Annotated in this window: 18 protein-coding genes and 1 other RNA gene; 10 read left to right on the forward strand and 9 right to left on the reverse strand. The window is 68.2% G+C overall.

Annotation, left to right across the window (positions count from 1 at the left end; all coding sequences use genetic code 11):
- Positions 1-28: 28 nt before the first annotated feature.
- The 9 genes from mraY to rsmI all read right to left on the reverse strand — a co-directional run bounded on the left by mraY (position 29) and on the right by rsmI (position 9,149).
- Positions 29-1,129, reverse strand: coding sequence for a phospho-N-acetylmuramoyl-pentapeptide-transferase (gene mraY, locus AC3A56_RS05715; RefSeq protein ID WP_056716833.1), 1,101 nt, complete (start codon positions 1,127-1,129; stop codon positions 29-31).
- The gene (locus tag AC3A56_RS05720; protein WP_487769649.1) at positions 1,119-2,489 is read right to left on the reverse strand and encodes a UDP-N-acetylmuramoyl-tripeptide--D-alanyl-D-alanine ligase; all 1,371 of its coding nucleotides are present in this window, start codon (positions 2,487-2,489) and stop codon (positions 1,119-1,121) included. The genes mraY and AC3A56_RS05720 overlap by 11 nt, the downstream gene beginning before the upstream one ends.
- Complete coding sequence (locus AC3A56_RS05725; protein ID WP_487769650.1) at positions 2,486-4,048, reverse strand: UDP-N-acetylmuramoyl-L-alanyl-D-glutamate--2,6-diaminopimelate ligase; 1,563 nt, start codon at positions 4,046-4,048, stop codon at positions 2,486-2,488. Before AC3A56_RS05725 ends, AC3A56_RS05720 begins: the two co-directional genes overlap by 4 nt.
- Entirely contained in the window at positions 4,045-5,859 is a 1,815-nt protein-coding gene (locus tag AC3A56_RS05730) for a peptidoglycan D,D-transpeptidase FtsI family protein (protein WP_056716837.1), read from the reverse strand. Before AC3A56_RS05730 ends, AC3A56_RS05725 begins: the two co-directional genes overlap by 4 nt.
- Positions 5,856-6,125 (reverse strand): cell division protein FtsL, encoded by a 270-nt coding sequence (ftsL, locus tag AC3A56_RS05735; RefSeq protein WP_056716840.1) that lies wholly within the window; start codon positions 6,123-6,125, stop codon positions 5,856-5,858. Before ftsL ends, AC3A56_RS05730 begins: the two co-directional genes overlap by 4 nt.
- The gene (gene rsmH, locus AC3A56_RS05740) at positions 6,122-7,048 is read right to left on the reverse strand and encodes a 16S rRNA (cytosine(1402)-N(4))-methyltransferase RsmH (RefSeq protein ID WP_056716842.1); all 927 of its coding nucleotides are present in this window, start codon (positions 7,046-7,048) and stop codon (positions 6,122-6,124) included. The genes ftsL and rsmH overlap by 4 nt, the downstream gene beginning before the upstream one ends.
- 41 nt (positions 7,049-7,089) lie before the next feature.
- Positions 7,090-7,536 (reverse strand): division/cell wall cluster transcriptional repressor MraZ, encoded by a 447-nt coding sequence (gene mraZ / locus AC3A56_RS05745; RefSeq protein ID WP_056716844.1) that lies wholly within the window; start codon positions 7,534-7,536, stop codon positions 7,090-7,092.
- A 325-nt stretch (positions 7,537-7,861) separates the two neighbouring features.
- An RNA gene (gene rnpB, locus AC3A56_RS05750) (RNase P RNA component class A) lies at positions 7,862-8,224 on the reverse strand.
- Between the two features lie 91 nt (positions 8,225-8,315).
- Positions 8,316-9,149: a 16S rRNA (cytidine(1402)-2'-O)-methyltransferase gene (gene rsmI / locus AC3A56_RS05755; RefSeq protein WP_487769651.1), complete on the reverse strand. Its 834-nt coding sequence runs from the start codon at positions 9,147-9,149 to the stop codon at positions 8,316-8,318.
- An 81-nt stretch (positions 9,150-9,230) separates the two neighbouring features.
- Here rsmI and AC3A56_RS05760 point away from each other — a divergent pair, with 81 nt between their 5' ends.
- The 10 genes from AC3A56_RS05760 (at position 9,231) to AC3A56_RS05805 (ending at position 20,380) form a co-directional block, all read left to right on the forward strand.
- Positions 9,231-11,147 (forward strand): penicillin-binding protein activator, encoded by a 1,917-nt coding sequence (locus AC3A56_RS05760; RefSeq protein WP_487769652.1) that lies wholly within the window; start codon positions 9,231-9,233, stop codon positions 11,145-11,147.
- Entirely contained in the window at positions 11,147-11,503 is a 357-nt protein-coding gene (locus AC3A56_RS05765; protein WP_056763908.1) for a YraN family protein, read from the forward strand. The genes AC3A56_RS05760 and AC3A56_RS05765 overlap by 1 nt, the downstream gene beginning before the upstream one ends.
- 26 nt (positions 11,504-11,529) lie before the next feature.
- Positions 11,530-12,900 carry an FAD-binding oxidoreductase gene (locus tag AC3A56_RS05770; protein WP_487769653.1) on the forward strand — a complete coding sequence of 457 codons (1,371 nt, stop codon included), beginning with the start codon at positions 11,530-11,532 and terminating at the stop codon, positions 12,898-12,900.
- 23 nt (positions 12,901-12,923) lie between these two features.
- Entirely contained in the window at positions 12,924-13,553 is a 630-nt protein-coding gene (locus tag AC3A56_RS05775) for a uracil-DNA glycosylase family protein (protein WP_487769654.1), read from the forward strand.
- 119 nt (positions 13,554-13,672) lie between these two features.
- A complete protein-coding gene (locus tag AC3A56_RS05780) occupies positions 13,673-14,953 on the forward strand; it encodes a nucleoside permease (protein WP_204110591.1) in 1,281 nt (426 codons plus the stop codon).
- Positions 14,954-14,993: 40 nt separating this feature from the next.
- Positions 14,994-15,980, forward strand: coding sequence for a tRNA dihydrouridine synthase DusB (gene dusB / locus AC3A56_RS05785; protein WP_040673506.1), 987 nt, complete (start codon positions 14,994-14,996; stop codon positions 15,978-15,980).
- A gap of 140 nt (positions 15,981-16,120) precedes the next feature.
- On the forward strand, positions 16,121-17,320 hold the full coding sequence (metK, locus tag AC3A56_RS05790; RefSeq protein ID WP_056716855.1) for a methionine adenosyltransferase: 1,200 nt from the start codon (positions 16,121-16,123) through the stop codon (positions 17,318-17,320).
- Between the two features lie 103 nt (positions 17,321-17,423).
- Complete coding sequence (locus tag AC3A56_RS05795) at positions 17,424-19,280, forward strand: ATP-binding cassette domain-containing protein (RefSeq protein ID WP_487769655.1); 1,857 nt, start codon at positions 17,424-17,426, stop codon at positions 19,278-19,280.
- A 190-nt stretch (positions 19,281-19,470) separates the two neighbouring features.
- Positions 19,471-20,100, forward strand: a complete 630-nt coding sequence (locus tag AC3A56_RS05800) for a glutathione S-transferase family protein (protein ID WP_487769656.1) — start codon at positions 19,471-19,473, stop codon at positions 20,098-20,100.
- Between the two features lie 4 nt (positions 20,101-20,104).
- Positions 20,105-20,380 (forward strand): GIY-YIG nuclease family protein, encoded by a 276-nt coding sequence (locus tag AC3A56_RS05805; protein ID WP_487769657.1) that lies wholly within the window; start codon positions 20,105-20,107, stop codon positions 20,378-20,380.
- Positions 20,381-20,562: the final 182 nt, after the last annotated feature.

A 20,562-nucleotide genomic window follows, 5' to 3' on the forward strand; every position in this document is an offset into this window, starting at 1 on the left:
CCCGATTCCCGATTCCCGGCTTTCATCATCACCGCACCTTCAACGTGGCGAGGCCGATCAGCACCAGCACGACGCTGATGATCCAGAAGCGCACGATCACGCGGGGCTCGGGCCAGCCCTTCAGTTCGAAGTGGTGGTGGATCGGCGCCATGCGGAACACGCGCTTGCCGGTGAGCTTGAAGCTGGCGACCTGGATCATCACCGAGGCGGTTTCCATCACGAACACGCCACCCATCACCAGCAGCACGATCTCCTGGCGCACGATCACCGCGACGCAGCCCAGCGCCGCGCCCATCGCCAGCGCGCCCACGTCGCCCATGAACACCTGGGCCGGATAGGTGTTGAACCACAGGAAGCCCAGCCCCGCACCGGCCAGCGCGCCGGTGAAGATCGCCAGCTCGCCCGCGCCGGGAATCGAGGGAATGCCCAGGTATTCGGAAAACACCTTGTTGCCGGCCAGGTAGGCGAACACGCCCAGCGCGCCGGAGACCAGCACGGTCGGCATGATCGCCAGGCCATCCAGTCCGTCGGTGAGGTTCACCGCGTTGGAGAAGCCCACGATCATGAAATAGGTGATGGCGATGAAGAACACGCCCAGCGGCAGCACCACGTGCTTGAACAGCGGCAGGTACAGCGCCGTTTCCGCCACCGGCCCGGCCGCGGCGGCATGGGGTGCGGTGTAGTAGAGGAACAGCGCCGCACCCAGCCCGAACACCGACTGCCAGAAATACTTCCAGCGACTGGCCAGGCCGCGGCTGTCCTTCAGCACCAGCTTGCGGTAATCGTCGTAGAAACCGATCGCACCGAAGCTCAGCAGCACCGCCAGCACCACCCACACGTAGCGGTTGTGCAGGTCGGCCCACAGCAAGGTGGCCACGGTGACCGACAGCAGGATCATCACGCCGCCCATGGTCGGCGTGCCGGCCTTGACCAGGTGCGTCTGCGGCCCGTCGCTGCGCACCACCTGGCCCGCCTTCAGCGCAGCCAGCCGGTTGATCAGCCACGGCCCGCACAGCAGCGACATCGCCAGCGCGGTGAGCGCGGCCATGATGGTGCGGAAGGTGATGTACTGGAACAGGTGCAGCGCGGTGAAATGCCGTGCCATCCAGTCGGCCAGCTCAAGCAGCATGGAATGCCTCCCCCTTCTTTTCTGCGCCACCGTCGATGGCGGCCACAACCTGCTCCATGCCGGCCGAACGCGAACCCTTGACCAGGCAGGTGACGCCCGCATGCAGCTGCGCCTGCAGCGCGGCGATCAGCGCCGCCTTGTCGTCGAAGTGCGTGGCGCCGGCGCCGAAGGCTTCGACCGTCGCCGTACCGAACGGACCCACCGCAAACAGGCGCTCGATGCCGCGCTCGCGCGCCATCGCGCCGATGCCTGCATGCAGCGCGCGCGCATCGGCGCCCAGTTCGGCCATGTCGCCCAGCACCAGCCAGCGCTCGCCGCCGGCCAGCAGCAGCGTGTCGATCGCCGCCGCCATCGAACCGGGGTTCGCGTTGTAACTGTCGTCGATCAGGGTCCAGCCGCCGGCAGCCACCACGCGACGCAGGCGACCGGCCACGCCGGAGGCCTGCTCGAGTCCGGCGACGATGGTGTCCAGCGGCACGTCGAGCGCCAGCGCCACCGCGGCCGCGGCCAACGCGTTGGCGATGTTGTGCCGACCGGGCAGCGCCAGCGCCACCTCGGCGTCGCCCCGGGGCGTGCTCAGCACGAAGCGCGAACCGTCCACGCGCTGCTCGATGATGTCGGCGCCCACGTCGGCCTTGTGCTCCAGGCCGAAACGCAACACCTGGCGCGAACCGGCCAGGCCGCCGAAGAAGCTGGCGAACGCGTCGTCAGCATTGATGATCGCGGTGCCGTCCACCGGCAGGGCCTGATACAGCGCCCCCTTGGTTTCGGCCACGCCCTCGATGCTGCCCATGCGCGCAAGATGCGCCGGCGCGATGAGCGTGACGAGGCCGATATCGGGCCGTGCGATGGCAGCCAGATACGCGATGTCGCCAGGCTTGCCTGCGCCCATCTCGAACACCGCGTATTCGGTGTCGGCCGGCATCGCCAGCAGGCTCAGCGGCAGGCCCAATTCGTTGTTGTAGTTGCCGCCGCTGACATGGGTGCGGCCGTGCCGCGACAGGATCGAGGCGACCAGGGTCTTCACCGTGGTCTTGCCGTTGGAGCCGGTGATGCCGACCACGCGCACGTCGCGCTGGGCACGCACCGCGCTGGCCAGGTCGCCCAGCGCCAGTCCTGCATCGTTGACCAGCACCTGGGGCAAGTCGCTGTCGACCTTGCGCGTGACCATCGCGGCCACCGCGCCGCGCGCGGCAGCCTCGGCCAGGTAGTCATGGCCATCGGCTCGCTCGCCCTTGATCGCGACGAACAGGTCGCCGGGCTTGAGCTTGCGCGTATCGATGGCCACGCCGGTGACCTCGGCATCACCCGCGAGCAGGCGGCCGCCGGTCCACACGGCAATGGTGGCGAGCGCCATCATGCGCGCTGCTCCCGTTGACATTGCTCCAGCGCCGCACGGGCCACCAGCAGGTCGTCGAACGGATGCTTGCCGGTTGCGCCGTCCTGATAGGTCTCGTGTCCCTTGCCGGCGATCAGCACCGCGTCGCCCGGCCGGGCCAGCGCCAGCGCATCGGCGATCGCCACCGCGCGATCGCGCTCGACCGCCATCGCCGGCGCGGCAGTCATGCCGGCCACGATCTGCGCCACGATGGCATCGCCGTCTTCGCCGCGCGGGTTGTCGTCGGTGACGATGGCCACGTCGGCCAGCCTGGCGGCGATCTCGCCCATCAACGGACGCTTGCCGGCGTCGCGCTCGCCGCCGCAACCGAACACGCAGATCAGCTTGCCGGCGCAGTGGGTGCGCACGGCATTCAGCGCCTGCTCCAGCGCATCCGGGGTGTGCGCGTAGTCGACCACCACCAGCGGCTGGCCGTGCACGCCGCCGATCCGGCTCATCCGGCCGTTCACCGGCTGCAGCTGGGCGACCACCTCGACGATGCGCGCGAACGGTTCGCCCAGCGCGCCGAGGCTGGCCACCACGGCCAACAGGTTGGCCACGTTGAAGCGACCGATCAGCTGGCTGCGGATCACGCGGCTGCCCCACGGGGTCCGCAGATGGAAGGCCAGACCCTCGGCCGAGGCGACGATGTCGCTGGCGGCAACTTCCGCCTCGTCGTCGCCGGTCGCACTGAAGCGCAGCAACTGCAGATCGTCGGACAGCTGACTCGTCAGCTCGCGGCCGAACGCGTCGTCGATGTTGATCACCGCGCTGCGCAGACCCGGCCACGCGAACAGCATGGCCTTGGCGGCGCCGTAGGCTTCCATGCTGCCGTGATAGTCGAGGTGGTCGCGGGTGAGGTTGGTGAACGCCGCCACTTCGAAGTCGACCGCGGCCACGCGCCCCTGCACCAGCGCGTGCGAGGAAACCTCCATCGCGACATGGCTGACGCGGTCGTCGCGGAACGCCGCCAGCTGCGCCTGCACGCTGATCGCGTCGGGGGTGGTGCGCTCGCCCTCATGCAGCTGGCCGTGCACCCCGGCGCCGAGCGTGCCGATCGAGGCTGCGCGATGACCCAGCAGGGTCAGCGCCTGGGCCAGCAGCTGCACGCAGGACGTCTTGCCGTTGGTGCCGGTCACGCCGATCAGACGCAGCGACTCGCTGGGTCGCTGGTGGAAGCGCGCGGCGATCTCGCCGACCTGCGCGTGCAGGTCGTCGATCCACAGCACCGGCACCTCGCCGACTGCCTGCGGCAACTCACCCCTTCCGCCTTCGCCAGCTTCCCCCGCAAGCGGGGCAAGCGATTCGCCTGTCGCCGGGGCCTCGGCCAGCACGATGCGCGCGCCGCGCTGCACGGCGGCAGGCGCAAAGCTGATGCCATGGGCGCGGGTTCCATGCAGCGCGAAGAACGCGTCACCGCGCTGCACACTGCGCGAATCCAGACTCAGGCCGGAGACCGTCATGCGCGCGACTTCCGGCATCGCTGCCAGTTGCGCGTCGGCGATACCCAGCAACAACTGGTCGAGGTGGCCGGTGTTCATGGCGTGTCCTCGTCCACGGGCGCATCGTCGATCGGTGCATCCACCGGCGGCTTGCTGCCGACCAGCCCGTTCGGGCTCTGCAGCGGACCGCCGACATACCAGCGGCCGATATTGTCCGGCGGCACGTCGAGCAGGCGCAGCGCACCTTCCATCACCTTGGCGAAGACCGGGCCGGACACGGTGCCGCCGTAGTAGCTGCCCTTCTGCGGATTGTCGATCACCACCACCGCCGCCAGGCGCGGGTTGCTGGCCGGCACGATGCCGGCGAACGCCGAGGTGTAGTTGCTCTTGGCATAGCCACCGGCGCTCGCCTTGTGCGCGGTACCGGTCTTGCCGGCCACGCTGTAGTTGGCGATGCGCGCCATCGTGCCGGTGCTGCCCGGCCCGGTCACCGTCTCCATCATCCGCAGCAGTTCGTGCGCCACCTCGGGCGAGATGATCTGTTTCGCGGCGCTGTCGTTGTTCTTGATGAAGGTCGGGTTGTGCATCACGCCACCATCGGCGATGGTGGCGTAGGCGTTGGCCAGCTGCAGCACGGTGACGTTGAGTCCGTAGCCGTAGCCGAGAATGGCCTTTTCCAGCGGGCGCCAGTCGCGGCCGATGCGCAGGTAGCCGGATGCCTCACCGGGGAAGCCGCTCTCGGTGCTGTTGCCGAAGCCGAACGCACGATAGGTGTCGTACATCAGCGAGGTGTCCAGCTGCATCGCGATGCGCGCCGCGCCCACGTTGCTGGACTTGGTGATCACCCCGGTCGGGGTCAGCACGCCGTAGTTGTGCGTGTCGTGGATGTCGTGGCCCTGGAAGTACCAGTGCCCGCCGGTGGTGTCGATGAGCGGGCTGGTGGGCGTGTACTTGCCGCTGGACAGCGCCGCCGCCATCAGGATCGGCTTGATCGTCGAGCCGGGTTCGAGCACGTCGGTCATCGCCCGGTTGCGGCGCTGGCCCGGCTTGCTACCGCCCAGAGCGTTCGGGTTGTAGGTCGGCAGGTTGACCATCGCCAGCACTTCGCCGGTGCGCACGTCGAGCACCACCATCGAGCCGGAGTCGGCCTGTGATTTCTCCAGCGTGTTCTTCAGCTCGTTGTAGGCCAGGAACTGGATGCGCCGGTCGATGCTCAGGGTGAGGTTCTGGCCGGGCTTGGGCGCGCGCACCTGCTCCAGGTCCTCGACCACGTGACCCATGCGGTCGCGGATGACGCGCTTGGCACCCGGCTTGCCGGCCAGCCATTCGTCGTACGCCAGCTCCAAGCCTTCCTGGCCGCGGTCGTCGATGTTGGTGAAACCGAGCACGTGGGCGGTGACTTCGCCGGACGGGTAGTAGCGCTTGAATTCGCGCTGGCCGTTGATGCCCGGAATGCCCAGGTCCAGCACCGCCTGTGCCGCGGCCGGCGACATCTGCCGGCGCAGGTAGACGAACTCGCGATCCGAACGCTGCGCCAGCTGCGCCTTCAGGCCGTCCGCTTCCACGCCCAGCGCCTGCGCCAGCGCGGGAATGCGCTCGTCGTTGTCCAGCACCTCGGACGGATTGGCCCAGATCGACATCATCGGCGTCGACACCGCCAGCGGCTCGCCGTTGCGGTCGAAGATGGTGCCGCGCGACACCGGGATCGGCACTTCGCGCAGGAAGCGCGCGTCACCCTGGCGCTGGTAGAACTCCTTGCGCACCACCTGCAGGTCGAACGCTCGCGCGACCAGGGCCGCGGAAACCAGCCCCAGCAGGCCGACCACCACGACCATGCGCCGCCGCGCACTGGGACCCGCGACGCGACGGCGACCGGGTTGAGATGGCTTGACGTGCTTGCGCCAGCTCATCGCAGCAACCGGATGTCTTGCGGGCGCGGATCGACCATGCCCAGCTTCTGCCGGGCCTCGTCGTCGATGCGCCGGGGTTCGGCATAGGTGGCCTGCTCCAGTTCGAGCTTGCCGTATTCGATGTTCAGCTCGTCGCGCTGGTTCTGCAGCGCGGTCAGGTTGACGAACAGCACGCGGCTCTCGTGGCGCGTCCACACCACGCCGAGCGCGCTGGCCAGCACGGCCACCAGCAACACCAGCAGGCAGAGGGCGCCGACGGCCTTCATGCGAGTTTCTCCGCCACGCGCAGGACGGCCGAACGCGAGCGCGGGTTCGCCGCCAGTTCGGCATCGCCCGGGAATTGCGCCTTGCCGACCGCCGCCAGTTGCGCCGGCGCGCCCTGCACCGGCGGTCCGCGGCGGCTGTTCTGCACGCGGCCGGAGTGGTCGCGGATGAACAGCTTCACCGCGCGGTCCTCCAGCGAGTGGAAGCTGATCACCGACAGGCGACCGCCCGGCTTCAGCCGTTCCAGCGCGGCATTCAAGCCCTGCTGCAGGGCATCCAGTTCGCCGTTCACGCGAATGCGCAGCGCCTGGAAGCTGCGCGTGGCCGGATGCTTGCCCGGCTCGCGCCGGCCCACCACGCGCTCGATCAGCGCGGCCAGCTGGCCGGTACGGAGGAACGGGGTGGCCTCGCGATCGGCCACGATGGCGCGGGCGATGCGGCGGCTGTGGCGTTCCTCGCCGTAGTTCCACAACACGTCGGCGATTTCGCGCTCGCTGGCCTGGGCCAGGAAATCGGCCGCGCTCTCGCCCTGGCTGGTGTCCATGCGCATGTCCAGCGGCGCATCGGCCATGAAGCTGAAACCGCGCGCGGCCTCGTCCAGCTGCGGCGAGGACACGCCCAGGTCGAGCAGCACGCCATCGAGGCCGTGGGCGGTTTCGTCCCACTCGGCCAAGCTGGAGAAATTCGCATGGCGGATCGACACCCGCGGATCGGCGGCGAACTCGGCGCGGGCCGTGGCGATGGCGGTGGGATCGCGATCCATCAGCAGCAGGCGGCCGTCGGCGCCCAGGCGCGACAAGACCTCGCGGGCGTGACCGCCGCGACCGAAGGTTCCATCGAGATAACGCCCGCCCGCATGCACGGCGAGACCCTCCACTGCTTCACCCAGCATCACCGGGATGTGCCGCAAAACTTGCTCGGCCATGCCGCACTCCCGCTCCCGTCCCACGTGTGTCGCCGCGCCGTTTACAGGCGCAGTTCGGCCATTTCGTTGGTGATGTCGTCTTCGCCGATGCTCTGGCGGATCTTGGCCAGGTGGGCCTGTTCGCTCCACAGCTCGAACTTGTTGCCCATGCCCAGCAGCACCGCCTTTTTCTCGATGCCGGTGGTGGCCCGCTGGCTGGCCGGCAACAGGACGCGCGCCGCGCCATCGGGCTCGACCACGGCGGCGGCACCGACCAGCTTCATCTGCATGTCGCGGTGAGCCGCCTTGACCTTGGACAGGGCGTTCACCTGATCGCGCACCTTTTCCCACTCCGCATGCGGAAACAGCCACAGGCTGCCCGCCTCGAACGGGTTGTAGGTAATCACCAGGCGATTGGCGCACTCGCCCGCCACCTGCTCCCGATACGCTGTCGGGATGGTCAGGCGACCCTTGTCGTCGATGGTGATGGCGGTTTCGCCCTGGAACACGATCAGCAGACTCCACGAAAACCCACAATTTCACACTGGAGCCCACGATAATCTCGCCCCCTGAGACTGTCAAGGCAATTTCGCTTGTGAATCAATGAGTAAAGGCAAAATCCTGACCGTACATGCAGCATATTCTCAGGAACACCGGCAAGGTGTTTGAAAGCAGGGAATTTTTTGCAATCAGACCCGCGCTGCTTTGGGCCGGAATAGGGTGAAATCCACGCGAAATCACGCCATTTGGCGCCCGCGGACTGAATTTCCGTTCACATGGGCGTGCCATCGCCACCCCGACGAAGGCGTCGAGGTGGCGATGGCATGCACGAAGAGGTGGAGTCGGCCTGTAAGCCGGGTTCTGTACGTCTTGCGACGCGACAGTCATTCCTCTCGGCCAGGCGTCGCCGCCTGGCTCCAGCAACCTACCCGGGAACAACGCGGGCCGCGTTATCGTCCCCCTATTTGGTCTTGCTCCGAGTGGGGTTTACCGTGCCGTACGACGTTGGCCCCGTACGCGGTGCGCTCTTACCGCACCCTTTCACCCTTACCTGTGCCCTTGCGGGCCATCGGCGGTCTGCTCTCTGTTGCACTGGCCGTCAGCTCACGCTGCCCAGGAGTTACCTGGCACTCTGCCCTGCGGAGCCCGGACTTTCCTCGATGCGCTTGCGCGCGACGCGACTGTCCGGCCGACTCCACGGGAAAGGATACAGGAGTGAGTGAAGAGGAGTGAGAAACGAGAGAGAAGCCGCTGCCTGCGTGTTTGCCCCTACCTCACTCCTCTCCACTCACTTCTCGCTCTCGTAGAGAGATTTGCGCGGCGCCCCGCTGATCGCCGCCGCCAGCTTCGCCGCCTTCGCCGGCGGCAACTCCTCGCGCAGGATAGCGAACACGCGCCGGCCCTCAGCCAGCTTCGCGTCGGCTTCCTCGCCGCGACCGGCCACCAGGATCACGTGCTCGCCGCGCTGCTGGTCCGGATCGCTGACGACCCGCGCCGCCAACCCCGCCAGCGGCTCGCCCAGCACGGTTTCGAACATCTTGGTCAGCTCGCGCGCCAGCACGGCCTCGCGATCGGCGCCGAACACGTCGCGCATGTCGGCCAGGCTTTCGGCGACGCGGTGCGACGACTCGTAGAAGATCAGCGTGCGCGGATCGCCGGCCAGTTCCTGCAGGCGACTGCGCCGCGCCGCCGCCTTCGGCGGCAGGAAACCTTCGAACACGAAACGGTCACTGGGCAGGCCGGCCACCGACAGGGCCGCGATCGCCGCGCACGCGCCCGGCACCGGAATGCAGCGGATGCCTGCGGCACGCGCGGCGCGGACCAGCCGGAAGCCCGGGTCGCTGATCAGCGGCGTGCCCGCATCCGAGATCAACGCGACCGAATCGCCGCCCTGCATCCGACGCACGATCGCATCCACGGCATCGCGCTCGTTGTGGTCATGCAGTGCGAGCAGCGGCGTATCTATATTGTGGTGAACCAGCAGCGGGCGGCTGTGGCGGGTGTCTTCCGCTGCGATCACCGCCACCGCGCGCAAGGTGGCGATCGCCCGTGCTGAAAAATCGTCGCGATGACCGATGGGCGTGGCCACCACCCACAAACACCCTGACTGAACCGATGACATCTGCAAACTCCTGCACCACGGGGCGACAATCCAATCCGTTATGATCGCGCATTGACGACCATGACGACCAAGGGATTTCCCATGCGCTTCATGCGCCACTCGCGCGTCGCCGCGACTGCCTTGCTGTTTTCGCTGTTGCTGGCCGCCTGCGTGCCCAGCAATGCACCACGCTCGCCGGCGGAGCTTGCCGCGGCGCAGAGTGCCGCCGCACTGGCCACGCAGGGCCAGTTCGACCAGGCCGCGCAGGCATGGCTCGCGCTGGCCGGGCAATCGCGCGGACACGCCGACAGCTATCGCCTGTACGCCGCCGAGGCATGGCGCGAGGAAGGCCAGCTCCAGCGCGCCGCACCCGTGCTCGCCAGCATCAAGCGGCAGAACCTTGCCGGTGATGAACCGGTACGGCTGGACCTGCTGCGCGCCGAACTGGCACTGGACCAGCACGATGCCGCCACCGCGCTGCGGCTGACCACGCAACCCCGGGTCGCCGTCCCGGCGGCGCTGCAGCCGCGCCTGCTGGAATTCCGCGCCCGCGCGATGGCCGCCAGCGGCGACCGGTGGGGTGCCGCGCGAACCCGCGTGGAGCTGGACGGACAGCTCAGCGGTTTCGACCACGGCCAGAATCGCCAGCAGATCCTCGCCCTGCTGGGCCAGGTCGGCGTCGATTCGCTGAAGCAGCGCGCCGCCGGCATGCAGCGCGGCGACCGCATGCTGCCGTGGGTGAACGAGGCGCTCAGCCAGCTCGGCGTCACCGTGGCGCAGCCGACCCCCGACCTCCAGCAACCGGTCGGTACCTTGCTGCCCGGCGCCGACGCCAACGTGCGCGAGGGCTACAAGGTGCCCACCCAGGTGGCCTTGCTGTTGCCCAACGACGGCAATTACGCCGCCGCCAGCACGGCGATCCGCGAAGGTTTCTTCGCGGCCTATCTCGATGCCGGCCGCAATCACGCGCCGCGCCCCTCGGTACGGGTCTACGACAGCCAGGGCACCGCCGACGGCGCACTCAAGGCGTATCAGCAGGCCGTCAGTGACGGCGCGCGGCTGGTCGTCGGCCCGCTGACCCGCACTGAAGTCGCCGCCGTGTTCGGCCAGGCGCAGCTGCCGGTTCCGCTGCTGGCCCTGAATCATCCTGACGACAAGCAACTGCCCGCCGGTGACACCAGCGAATTCGGCCTGCTGCCGGAGACCGAGGGCGCGCAGGCCGCCGATCACATGATCGAACGGGGCATCCGCAAGGCTTACGTGATGGTCTCGGTCGACGACTTTGCCCAGCGTGCGGCCAGCGCGTTCAAGGCGGAGCTGACGGCGCGCGGCGGCGAGTTGCTGGGTTCGATCACCCTGCCGCCCGGAGTCACCAGCTACGCCGATGTCATTGCCGGGATGCGACTGCCGACGGCACCGGCCACCGCCGAGCCCGCAGCCAGCGCCAGCACGGCGCAGCCGGACAATCCGGTGGTGGTGGACAGCGGCATCTTCATCAGCATGCGCCCGCAACAGGCGCGGCTGCTGTTGCCGCAGTTGCACATCGCCCGGGTCGGCCTGCCGGTATTCGGCACCTCGCACGTCTATGAAGGCAGCGACGACTCCGCCGCGAATCGCGACCTGGACGGCCTGGAATTCTGCGACGCACCCTGGCTGTTCGACGCCCAGCCGGGACTGCCCAGCCACGACGACATCGCCACGCGCCTGCCCGCGGCCCGGGGCGGCGCGGCGCGGCTGTTCGCCTTCGGCATGGATGCCTGGAACCTGGTGCCCTACATCGAATGGATGCGCGCCCATCCGGGCAGCTACCTGCCAGGCGCCAGCGGTCAGCTCGCCGCCGACCAGTTCGGCCGCGTGCGCCGCGTGCTGATATGGGCGCGCTTCCAGGATGGCCTGGCGCGCCCGCTGGGCGGCAGCCTGCAGATGGACGACATGCCATCGACCGCGCCGCCCGCCAACGCCGAGCCGGTGCCGGCGAGTCCGTCGTCCAGCGGAACCTTCCAGCCCGAATCGCGCTGATGCGCGCGGCCGGCGACGACTTCGAGCAACGCGCCTGCGGCGAGCTCGAACGCGCCGGCCTGAAACTGCTGGCGCGCAACTACACCACGCGCCACGGCGAGCTGGACCTGGTGATGCGTGACGGCGGCACCGTGGTCTTCGTCGAGGTGCGCTACCGCAAGAGCGCCAGCCACGGCGACGCCGCCACCTCGGTCACCGCCGCCAAGCAGGGCAAGCTGATACTCGCGGCACAGCACTGGCTGGCCGCGCACCCGCAACATGCGCGGGCGGCCTGCCGTTTCGACGTGGTCAGCTACGACGGCCCGCTGGAAGCGCTGCAGCGGCAATGGTTGCGTGGTGCATTCGAGGCGGGCTGAACCCCGCCCGGTGCGATAATCGCGGCATGACCCTGCCCGCTTCCCTGCTCGACAGCCTGCGCACGATCTTTCCCGGCGACGCACTGGACAGCGGCGACGACGCCTTGCGTCTCGCGGCGCGTGACCACTCGCGCCACGCGCATCGACCCGACGTCGTGGTCCATCCCGCCACGCACGCCCAAGTGGAGTCGCTGGTGCGCGCCTGCCGCGAACATCGCGTGCCGCTCACCGCGCGCGGCGGAGGCACCAGTTCCACCGGCGCCTCGGTGCCGCTGGCCGGTGGCGTGGTGGCGAATTTCCAGCGCATGGACCGCATCGTGCGCATCGCGCCGGACGATCGCCTCGCGGTGGTCGAGCCGGGCGTCACCAACGAGGCCCTGCAGCAGGCGCTGGCGCCGCACGGATTCTTCTGGGCGCCCGATCCCGGCTCGGCACCTTGGTGCACGATAGGCGGCAACCTCGCCTGCAACGCGGGCGGACCGCGCGCTCTGAAGTACGGCGCCACCCGCGACAACGTGCTGGGCCTGCGCGCGGTGGCCGGCACCGGCGCGGGTTTCGTCGCCGGCACGCACACCACCAAGGATTCCACCGGCTACGACCTGACCCGCCTGCTGGTCGGCTCGGAAGGCACGCTGGCACTGATCACCGAGGCGACGCTGAAACTCACCCCCCGGCCCGCTGCCGTGCGCTCGCTGCGTGCCACCTATCGCGACACGGCCAGCGCGGCGCAGGCGGTGGCGCGCATCATGGCGCAACCGGTGACGCCCGCGGCGCTGGAGTTCATGGATGCGCTGGCGCTCAAGCTGGCCCGCGACCACGCACCGGATGCCGACGTGCCCGAAGCGGGAGCGCTGCTGCTGATCGAGGTCGACGGCACGTCGGAGACCGTGGGCTTTGCCCAGGACGCGGTGGCACGCGCGGCGCGCGGCGAAGGCCTGATCGCACTGGACGTCGCGGCCGACGCCGGCGAGAACGCCGCATTGTGGGCCGCGCGCAAGGCGCTCTCGTTCGCCCAGCACGCGGTGACCGAGCACAAGATCAACGAGGACGTGGTGGTGCCGGTGAGCCGCCTGCCCGAACTGGTCGCCGGCGCGCAGGCGCTGGCCGCCAGGCACGCGGTGCCGCTGGTGTGCTTCGGCCACGCCGGCAACGGCAACCTGCACGTGAACCTGCTGCCGCGCGACGTGGACGAGATCGAACGCGGCTACGCCGTGCTGCCCGAACTGTTCGCCCTGGTGATCGCGCTGGGCGGCACACTGTCGGGCGAGCACGGCATCGGCGTGGTGAAGCGCGACTACCTGCCGCTGGCGCTGGGCGAGTCGACCATCGCGCTGATGCGCTCGGTCAAGGCCGCATTCGATCCGGATGGCATCCTCAATCCGGGCAAGGTGGTTTGAGGGCCGGGAATAGGGAATAGGGAATGGAGAAGAAAAGAAAGCTGGGCCCGATGCAGCAACAGCGCGACATGGATGCCTTGTTGGCGGAGATCCGCTGCGGGCACACCTGCGCGATGCAGCAGCCGCCGGGGCGGCGGCCGGTGCTGCAGGCGTCGACCCGATCGCGCTTGCTGATCGTCAGCCAGGCGCCAGGGCGCAAGGTGGAGGAAAGCGGCATTCCGTTCGACGACGTCAGCGGCGAGCGCCTGCGCGACTGGCTGCAGATCGATCGCGCCACGTTCTACGACGCCGATCGCGTGGCGATCGTGCCGATGGATTTCTGTTTCCCGGGCAAGGGCAAGAGCGGCGACCTGCCGCCGCGACCGGCGTGCGCCGCGATCTGGCATCCGCGCCTGTTTTCGCTGCTCACCGGCGTGCAACTGACCCTGGCCATCGGTCAGTACGCCCAGGTCGGCATGCTCGGCGACGCGCGCGACGCCACGCTCACCGATACCGTGCGCAACTGGCGCACCCACCTGGCGCGCGGCGTGCTGCCGCTGCCGCACCCGAGTCCGCGCAACCGGCCGTGGGTGATGCACAACCCGTGGTTCGAGACCGAGTTGCTGCCGGTGCTGCGCCAGCGCGTGGCCGATGTGCTGGCCGTGCCGGGGTGAGCTGCCGGAACGAGCTGCCGCATTGCACCTTGCCGCCCGGCGCCGGCGTCGTCTAACCTGCCCCGCTACAACATTGTGGCCACGGGGCCGACCCCGGCCTTGCAGGGGAATCCTCGTTCATGAGCCTCAAGCTCCGTCTCACCGTACTCAATTTCTTCCAGTACTACATCTGGGGCGCGTGGCTGCTGACCATCGGCACCTGGTGGTTCCAGACCCAGCACTGGTCGGGCACCAGCTTCGGCGCGATCTTCTCGACCATGGGCATCGCCTCGCTGTTCATGCCCTCGCTGGTCGGCATCGTGGCCGACAAGTGGATCAACGCCGAACGCCTCTACGGCATCCTGCAGATCTGCGGTGCCGCGGTGCTGTTCTCGATCCCGCACGTGCAGGGCCCGGAGCAGATGTTCTGGGTGATGCTGTTGAACATGTGTTTCTACATGCCGACCATCTCGCTGGCGATCACGGTGACCTACAACGCGCTCAAGCAGGACGGCCTGGATGTGGTGAACACCTACCCGCCGATCCGCGTGTGGGGCACGATCGGCTTCATCGCCGCCACCTGGACCACCAGCCTGCTCGGTTTCAAGGCGTCACCCGCGCAGTTCCACGTGGCCGCGGCCGCCTCGCTGCTGCTGGGCCTGTATGCGTTCACCCTGCCCAAGTGCCCGCCGCGGCTGCGCGCCGAGGAAGGCCGCGGCCTCGCCGACCGGCTGGGGCTGACCTCGTTCACCCTGTTCAAGAACCGCAACATGGCGGTGTTCTTCATCTTCGCCATGCTGCTGGGCGCGGCGCTGCAGCTGACCAACGCCTATGGCGACGCTTTCTTGAGCGACTTCGTCAAGGTGCCTGAGTACGCCAACCTGCTGGCGGTGAAGTACTCCACCATCATCATCTCCATCTCGCAGTTCTCCGAAACCGCGTTCATCCTGACCATCCCGTTCTTCCTGAAGCGCTTCGGCATCAAGGCGGTGATGACGATGAGCATGCTGGCCTGGGTGCTGCGCTTCGGCCTGTTCGCGTTCGGCGACCCAGCCGGCGGACTGTGGATGATCGTGCTCTCGTGCATCATCTACGGCATGGCCTTCGACTTCTTCAACATCTCGGGCTCCCTGTTCGTGGAAAGCCAGGCCGACCCGAAGATCCGCGCCAGCGCCCAGGGCCTGTTCATGCTGATGACCAACGGCATCGGCGCGGTGCTGGGGAGTCTGATCGCCGGCTTCGTGATCGACCACTTCTTCACCAACCACCAGTGCGACGACACCGTGGCGATCTGCAAGGACTGGCCCGGCATCTGGCTGGCCTTCGCCGGCTATTCGCTGGTGATGGCGCTGCTGTTCGTGCCGCTGTTCAAGCACCGGCACGACCGCGGGGCCGCGCAGCGGGCGGTGCCCACGCACTGATCGCCGCGTCGCGGCAGCCGCGGGCCGCTACAATGCGCCGATGCGCATCGGCCCCTACCTGATCGACCCGCCCGTGGTGCTGGCCCCGATGGCCGGCGTCACCGACAAGCCGTTCCGGCTGCTGTGCAAGCGGCTGGGCGCGGGGCTGGCCGTGTCGGAGATGACCAATGCCGACCCGCGGCTGTGGCATACGCGCAAGTCGCTGCAGCGGATGGACCACGAGGGCGAACCCGAACCGGTCAGCGTGCAGATCGCCGGCTACGACCCGGCGATGCTGGCCGAAGCGGCGCGCTTCAACGTGGCCAACGGCGCGCAGATCATCGACATCAACATGGGCTGCCCGGCCAAGAAGGTGTGCAACGTGTGGTCGGGCTCCGCCCTGCTGCAGGACGAGCCGCTGGTGGCGCGCATCGTCAAGGCAGTGGTCGACGCCGTCGAGGTGCCGGTGACGCTGAAGATCCGCACCGGCTGGGATCGGCAGAACCGCAACGCGCTGAACATCGCCCGCATCGCCCAGGACAACGGCATCGCCGCGCTGGCCGTGCACGGGCGCACCCGCGCGGACAAGTACGAGGGCGAGGCCGAGTACGCCACCATTGCCGCGGTGAAGGCCGCCGTGCGCATTCCGGTGCTGGCCAACGGCGACGTCAACACTCCGCAGCAGGCCAGGCACGTGCTGGACGTCACCGGCGCCGACGCGCTGATGATCGGCCGCGGTGCCCAGGGACGGCCATGGATCTTCCGCGAGGTCGCCCACTACCTCGCCACCGGCGAATTGCTGGCCGAGCCGGAGCCGGCCGAAGTCGGCACCATCCTGCTCGGCCACCTCGAGCAGTTGTACGCGTTCTATGGCGAACAGGCCGGCGTGCGCATCGCGCGCAAGCACCTGGGCTGGTACGCGAAGGACCGTCCGGAGAACGCCGCGTTCCGGCAGGTGGTCAACCGGGCGGAAACAGTCCACGAGCAGTTGCGGCTGACCCGCGATTATTTCGCGGCGCTTGCCGCCGGCGACCGGCTGGCCGCCTGAACGCGCAGCCGTCCAGACGGCTGAACACGCGCCTAACCCCGCAGGGACGGAAATCGGCGCAAGCTGCAAAACCCGGAGCGGGGATGTATCATGCCCGACTTCATTTATCTTTCTATCCGAACAAAGGGATATAAACCGCGATGTCCAACTACCTGTTCACCTCCGAATCGGTCTCCGAAGGCCATCCGGACAAGGTCGCCGACCAGATCTCCGACGCCGTCCTCGACGCGATCGTCGCGCAGGACCCGCGCGCCCGCGTGGCCTGCGAAACCATGGTCAAGACCGGCGTGGCGATCGTCGCCGGCGAGATCACCACCGATGCGTGGATCGACCTGGAAGCGATCACCCGCAAGGTGATCCTGGACATCGGCTACGACTCCAGCGACGTCGGCTTCGACGGCGCCACCTGCGGCGTGATCAACCTGATCGGCAAGCAGTCGCCCGACATCAACCAGGGCGTGGACCGCAAGAAGCCGGAAGAACAGGGCGCGGGCGACCAGGGCCTGATGTTCGGCTACGCGACCAATGAAACGAAGGACTTCATGCCCGCCGCGATCTACTACTCGCACCGCCTGGTCGAGCAGCAGGCCAAGGTGCGCAAGAAGAAGAATTCGCCGCTGCCGTGGCTGCGCCCGGATGCCAAGAGCCAGGTCACCCTGCGCTACGAGAACGGCATCGCCACCGCGATCGACGCCGTGGTGCTGTCGACCCAGCATGACCCGAGCGTCAAGCAGAAGGACCTGATCGAGGCCGTGCGCGAGGAAATCCTCAAGCCGGTGCTGCCGGCCAAGCTGCTGCACAAGGGCACCAAGTTCCACATCAACCCGACCGGAAAGTTCGTGATCGGCGGGCCGGTGGGCGACTGCGGCCTGACCGGCCGCAAGATCATCGTGGACACCTACGGCGGCTGGGCCCGTCACGGTGGCGGCGCGTTCTCGGGCAAGGACCCGTCCAAGGTCGACCGTTCGGCCGCCTACGCCGCGCGCTACGTGGCCAAGAACATCGTGGCCGCCGGCATCGCCGACCGCTGCGAAGTGCAGGTGAGCTACGCGATCGGCGTGGCGCATCCCACCTCGATCTCGGTCACCACCTTCGGCACCGGCAAGATCAGCGACGAGAAGATCGAGAAGCTGATCCGCAAGCACTTCGACCTGCGTCCGTTCGGCATCCTGCAGATGCTCGACCTGATCCACCCGATGTACCAGCAGACCGCCAGCTACGGCCACTTCGGGCGCACTCCGCGCGACCTGGTCGACGCCAACGGCAACAAGTTCACCTCGTTCTCGTGGGAAAAGACCGACCGCGCCGAGGCGCTGCGCAAGGATGCGAAGCTGAAGTAAGCGACATCCTCCAGCGACATGAAACGGGCCGCCCAGTGCGGCCCGTTTCTTTTTGGGGCCATCCCGACGCAAGCAAGGACGCGGCTACCGCTACAATGGGCGGATGTCTCTTATCCAATTGCAACGCGTCGACTTCAGCATCGGCGGCCCACTCCTGCTCGAACACGTCGATCTGTCGATCGAGGCGAACGAGCGGGTCTGCATCGTCGGTCGCAACGGCGAAGGCAAATCCACCCTGATGAAGCTGATCGCCGGCGAGCTGCATGCCGACGACGGCGAGGTGCGCGTGCAGAACGGCATCGTGGTGGCGCGGATGGCGCAGGAGGTGCCGCACGGCACCGAAGGCAGCGTGTTCGACGTGGTCGCCGAGGGCCTGGGTGACCTGGGTCGGCTGCTGGCGCGTTATCACCACCTGCTCGACACCGGCGACTTCGACGCGCTGGGCGACGTGCAACACGAGATCGAGGCGCAGCACGGCTGGGATCTCGACCGCCGCGTCAGCGACGTGATCACCCAGCTGGAACTGCCCGGCGAGACCGACTTCGCCGCCCTTTCCGGCGGCATGAAGCGCCGCGTGCTGCTGGCCCAGGCCCTGGTGCGCAAGCCCGACGTGCTGCTGCTGGACGAGCCGACCAACCACCTGGACATCGAGGCGATCGGCTGGCTGGAGAGCTTCCTCAAGCAGTTCGCCGGCAGCATCATCTTCGTCACCCATGACCGCAGCTTCCTGCGCGCGCTGGCGACGCGCATCGTCGAGATCGACCGCGGCCAGCTCACCGACTGGCCGGGCGACTACGACAACTACCTGCGCCGCCGCGAGGAGCGCCTGCACGCCGAGGCGCAGGCTAACGCGCTGTTCGACAAGAAGCTGGCGCAGGAGGAAGTGTGGATTCGCCAGGGCATCAAGGCCCGGCGCACCCGCAACGAGGGCCGCGTGCGCGCGCTGAAGGCGCTGCGCAACGAGCGCGCCGAGCGGCGCAACCTCGGCGGCAACGTGAAGATGACCGCCGCCAACGCGCAGTCTTCCGGCAAGAAGGTGATCGACCTCAAGCACGTGCACCAGGCCTACGATGGCCGCGTGCTGATCGACGACCTGTCGACCACCATCCTGCGCGGCGACCGCATCGGCATCATCGGCCCCAACGGCGCCGGCAAGAGCACCCTGCTGAAGATCATGCTGGGGGAACTGACGCCACTGCGCGGCAGCGCCGAGCTGGGCACGTCCATCCAGATCGCCTACTTCGACCAGCACCGGCTGCAGCTCAACGACTCGCTCAACGCGCTGGACAACGTGGCCGAGGGCCGCGAGTTCATCGAACTCAATGGCCAACGCAAGCACATCATCGGCTACCTGCAGGATTTCCTGTTCTCGCCCGAACGCGCCCGCGCGCCGATCACCCGCCTGTCCGGCGGCGAACGCAATCGCCTGCTGCTGGCCAAGCTGTTCGCCCAGCCGTCCAACCTGCTGGTGATGGACGAACCGACCAACGACCTCGACGTGGAAACACTCGAACTGCTGGAAGAGTTGCTGACCGACTACCAGGGCACCCTGCTGCTGGTCTCGCATGACCGCGCCTTCCTCGACAACGTGGTGTCCAGCACCCTGGTGCTGGAGGGCGAGGGCCAGATCGGCGAATACGTGGGCGGCTACAGCGACTGGCTGCGCCAGCGGCCGGCTCCGCGCGGCACCACCGCAACCGGCAAGTCCCCTGCCCCGGCCCCAGCCGCACCGCCAGTGGCGAAGCGCAAGCGCAGCTTCAAGGAACAGCACGAGCTGGAACAGTTGCCCAAGCGCATCGAGCAACTGGAAACCGACATCGCCACGCGCACCGCCGCGATGAACGAGCCCGCGTTCTTCCAGCAGGACAGCGCCGCCATCGTCAAGGCCAACGAGGCCCTGGTGGCGGTGCAGGCGGAACTCGACGCGGCCTATGCGCGCTGGTCGGAACTGGACGACTGATCGGGGTTTGGGGGAAGAGCTTCCCCCCCATCCGCCCTTCGGGCACCTTCCCCCGCAGGCGGAGGAAGGGAGCATGCGTCGGGGCCCCACCGCTTCCTTCCCCCGTGCAACGGGGGAAGGTGCCCGAAGGGCGGATGGGGGCCGCCGCTTCCCCGTCGTATCATCCGCTGACTCATTCGCGGACCTCGCCATGTACACGCTCTACTACTCCCCCGGTGCGGCCAGCATGCTTGTGCATCTGGTGCTGCTCGAAATCGGCGCGCCACACGTGCTGGAGCGCGTGGACCTGGACGCCGGCCAGCAGCGCAGCGCGGCCTATCTCGCACTGAACCCGAACGGCGTGGTGCCGACCCTGGTCGTCGACGGCGTGCCGCATGGCGAAGCGGCGGCACTGGCGATACTGCTGGCCGAACGGCATCCCGAGGCCGCGCTGGCGCCTGCGCTGGCCAGCGCGCAACGTGCCGATTGCCTGCAGCGGATGTTCCACCTGGCCAACGCGCTGCAGCCGCTGTTCCGCCAGTGGTTCTACCCCGGCGACCACCTGCCCGACGCCAGCGATGCCGTGAAGGAAGCCGCGCGCATCGGCATCGAGAAGTGCTGGTCGCAGCTCGATGCCCACCTCGCCACGCAAGGCCCGTACATGCTGGGCGAGCGCTTCAGCATCGTCGACCTCTACGCCCTGATGCTGATGCGCTGGTCGCGCAACATGCCGAAGCCCGCGACGAGCTGGCCGCATCTGGCCGCACTGGCCACGCGACTGAAGGGCCGTCCGTCGTGGAAGCAGCTCTGTGCGGTTGAAGGCCTGATCGAGTGGGCATGAGGCCATGAGCGACGCCCCCGGCGCCAACGCCTGGGCGGTCTACCTGCTCGAATGCGCTGATGGCCGCGTCTACACCGGCATCGCCCGCGATCCCGCGCAGCGCTACGCGAAGCACCTCGCCGGCAAGGGCGCCCGCTTCACCCGTTCCAATCCGCCGCGGCAGTTGCTGGGCTGGGTGTGGGTCGCCAGCCACGGCGACGCGCTGCGGCTGGAGATGGCCTGGAAACGCCTGCCGCGGGCGCAACGCATCGCGGCGCTGCGGGAAGGCATGTCGGCGTGACGCGCACGAACGCGTGCTAGCATCAGCCGTGAAGGGGAGTAGCTCCCACTCGCTGTCACCGTCAATACGGGCTTGACCCCGGTGCAGCGGCAAACCGCCAGGTTTGCGAGCAAGACCTTCGCCGTCCCACGGCGAAGCTGCGTCCATCACGAACGCCTTTGACGCCGTGGCTCCACCGCGTG

Source organism: Rhodanobacter sp. Soil_C_14, assembly GCF_057657335.1.

Bases quoted from the DNA above. Each gene is read 5' to 3' on its own strand.
- mraY (WP_056716833.1), bottom strand. From the start codon at position 1,129: ATGCTGCTTGAGCTGGCCGACTGGATGGCACGGCATTTCACCGCGCTG.
- AC3A56_RS05720 (WP_487769649.1), bottom strand. From the start codon at position 2,489: ATGATGGCGCTCGCCACCATTGCCGTGTGGACCGGCGGCCGCCTGCTC.
- AC3A56_RS05725 (WP_487769650.1), bottom strand. From the start codon at position 4,048: ATGAACACCGGCCACCTCGACCAGTTGTTGCTGGGTATCGCCGACGCG.
- AC3A56_RS05730 (WP_056716837.1), bottom strand. From the start codon at position 5,859: ATGAGCTGGCGCAAGCACGTCAAGCCATCTCAACCCGGTCGCCGTCGC.
- ftsL (WP_056716840.1), bottom strand. From the start codon at position 6,125: ATGAAGGCCGTCGGCGCCCTCTGCCTGCTGGTGTTGCTGGTGGCCGTG.
- rsmH (WP_056716842.1), bottom strand. From the start codon at position 7,048: ATGGCCGAGCAAGTTTTGCGGCACATCCCGGTGATGCTGGGTGAAGCA.
- rsmI (WP_487769651.1), bottom strand. From the start codon at position 9,149: ATGTCATCGGTTCAGTCAGGGTGTTTGTGGGTGGTGGCCACGCCCATC.
- AC3A56_RS05760 (WP_487769652.1), top strand. From the start codon at position 9,231: ATGCGCTTCATGCGCCACTCGCGCGTCGCCGCGACTGCCTTGCTGTTT.
- AC3A56_RS05765 (WP_056763908.1), top strand. From the start codon at position 11,147: ATGCGCGCGGCCGGCGACGACTTCGAGCAACGCGCCTGCGGCGAGCTC.
- AC3A56_RS05770 (WP_487769653.1), top strand. From the start codon at position 11,530: ATGACCCTGCCCGCTTCCCTGCTCGACAGCCTGCGCACGATCTTTCCC.
- AC3A56_RS05775 (WP_487769654.1), top strand. From the start codon at position 12,924: ATGGAGAAGAAAAGAAAGCTGGGCCCGATGCAGCAACAGCGCGACATG.
- AC3A56_RS05780 (WP_204110591.1), top strand. From the start codon at position 13,673: ATGAGCCTCAAGCTCCGTCTCACCGTACTCAATTTCTTCCAGTACTAC.
- dusB (WP_040673506.1), top strand. From the start codon at position 14,994: ATGCGCATCGGCCCCTACCTGATCGACCCGCCCGTGGTGCTGGCCCCG.
- metK (WP_056716855.1), top strand. From the start codon at position 16,121: ATGTCCAACTACCTGTTCACCTCCGAATCGGTCTCCGAAGGCCATCCG.
- AC3A56_RS05795 (WP_487769655.1), top strand. From the start codon at position 17,424: ATGTCTCTTATCCAATTGCAACGCGTCGACTTCAGCATCGGCGGCCCA.
- AC3A56_RS05800 (WP_487769656.1), top strand. From the start codon at position 19,471: ATGTACACGCTCTACTACTCCCCCGGTGCGGCCAGCATGCTTGTGCAT.
- AC3A56_RS05805 (WP_487769657.1), top strand. From the start codon at position 20,105: ATGAGCGACGCCCCCGGCGCCAACGCCTGGGCGGTCTACCTGCTCGAA.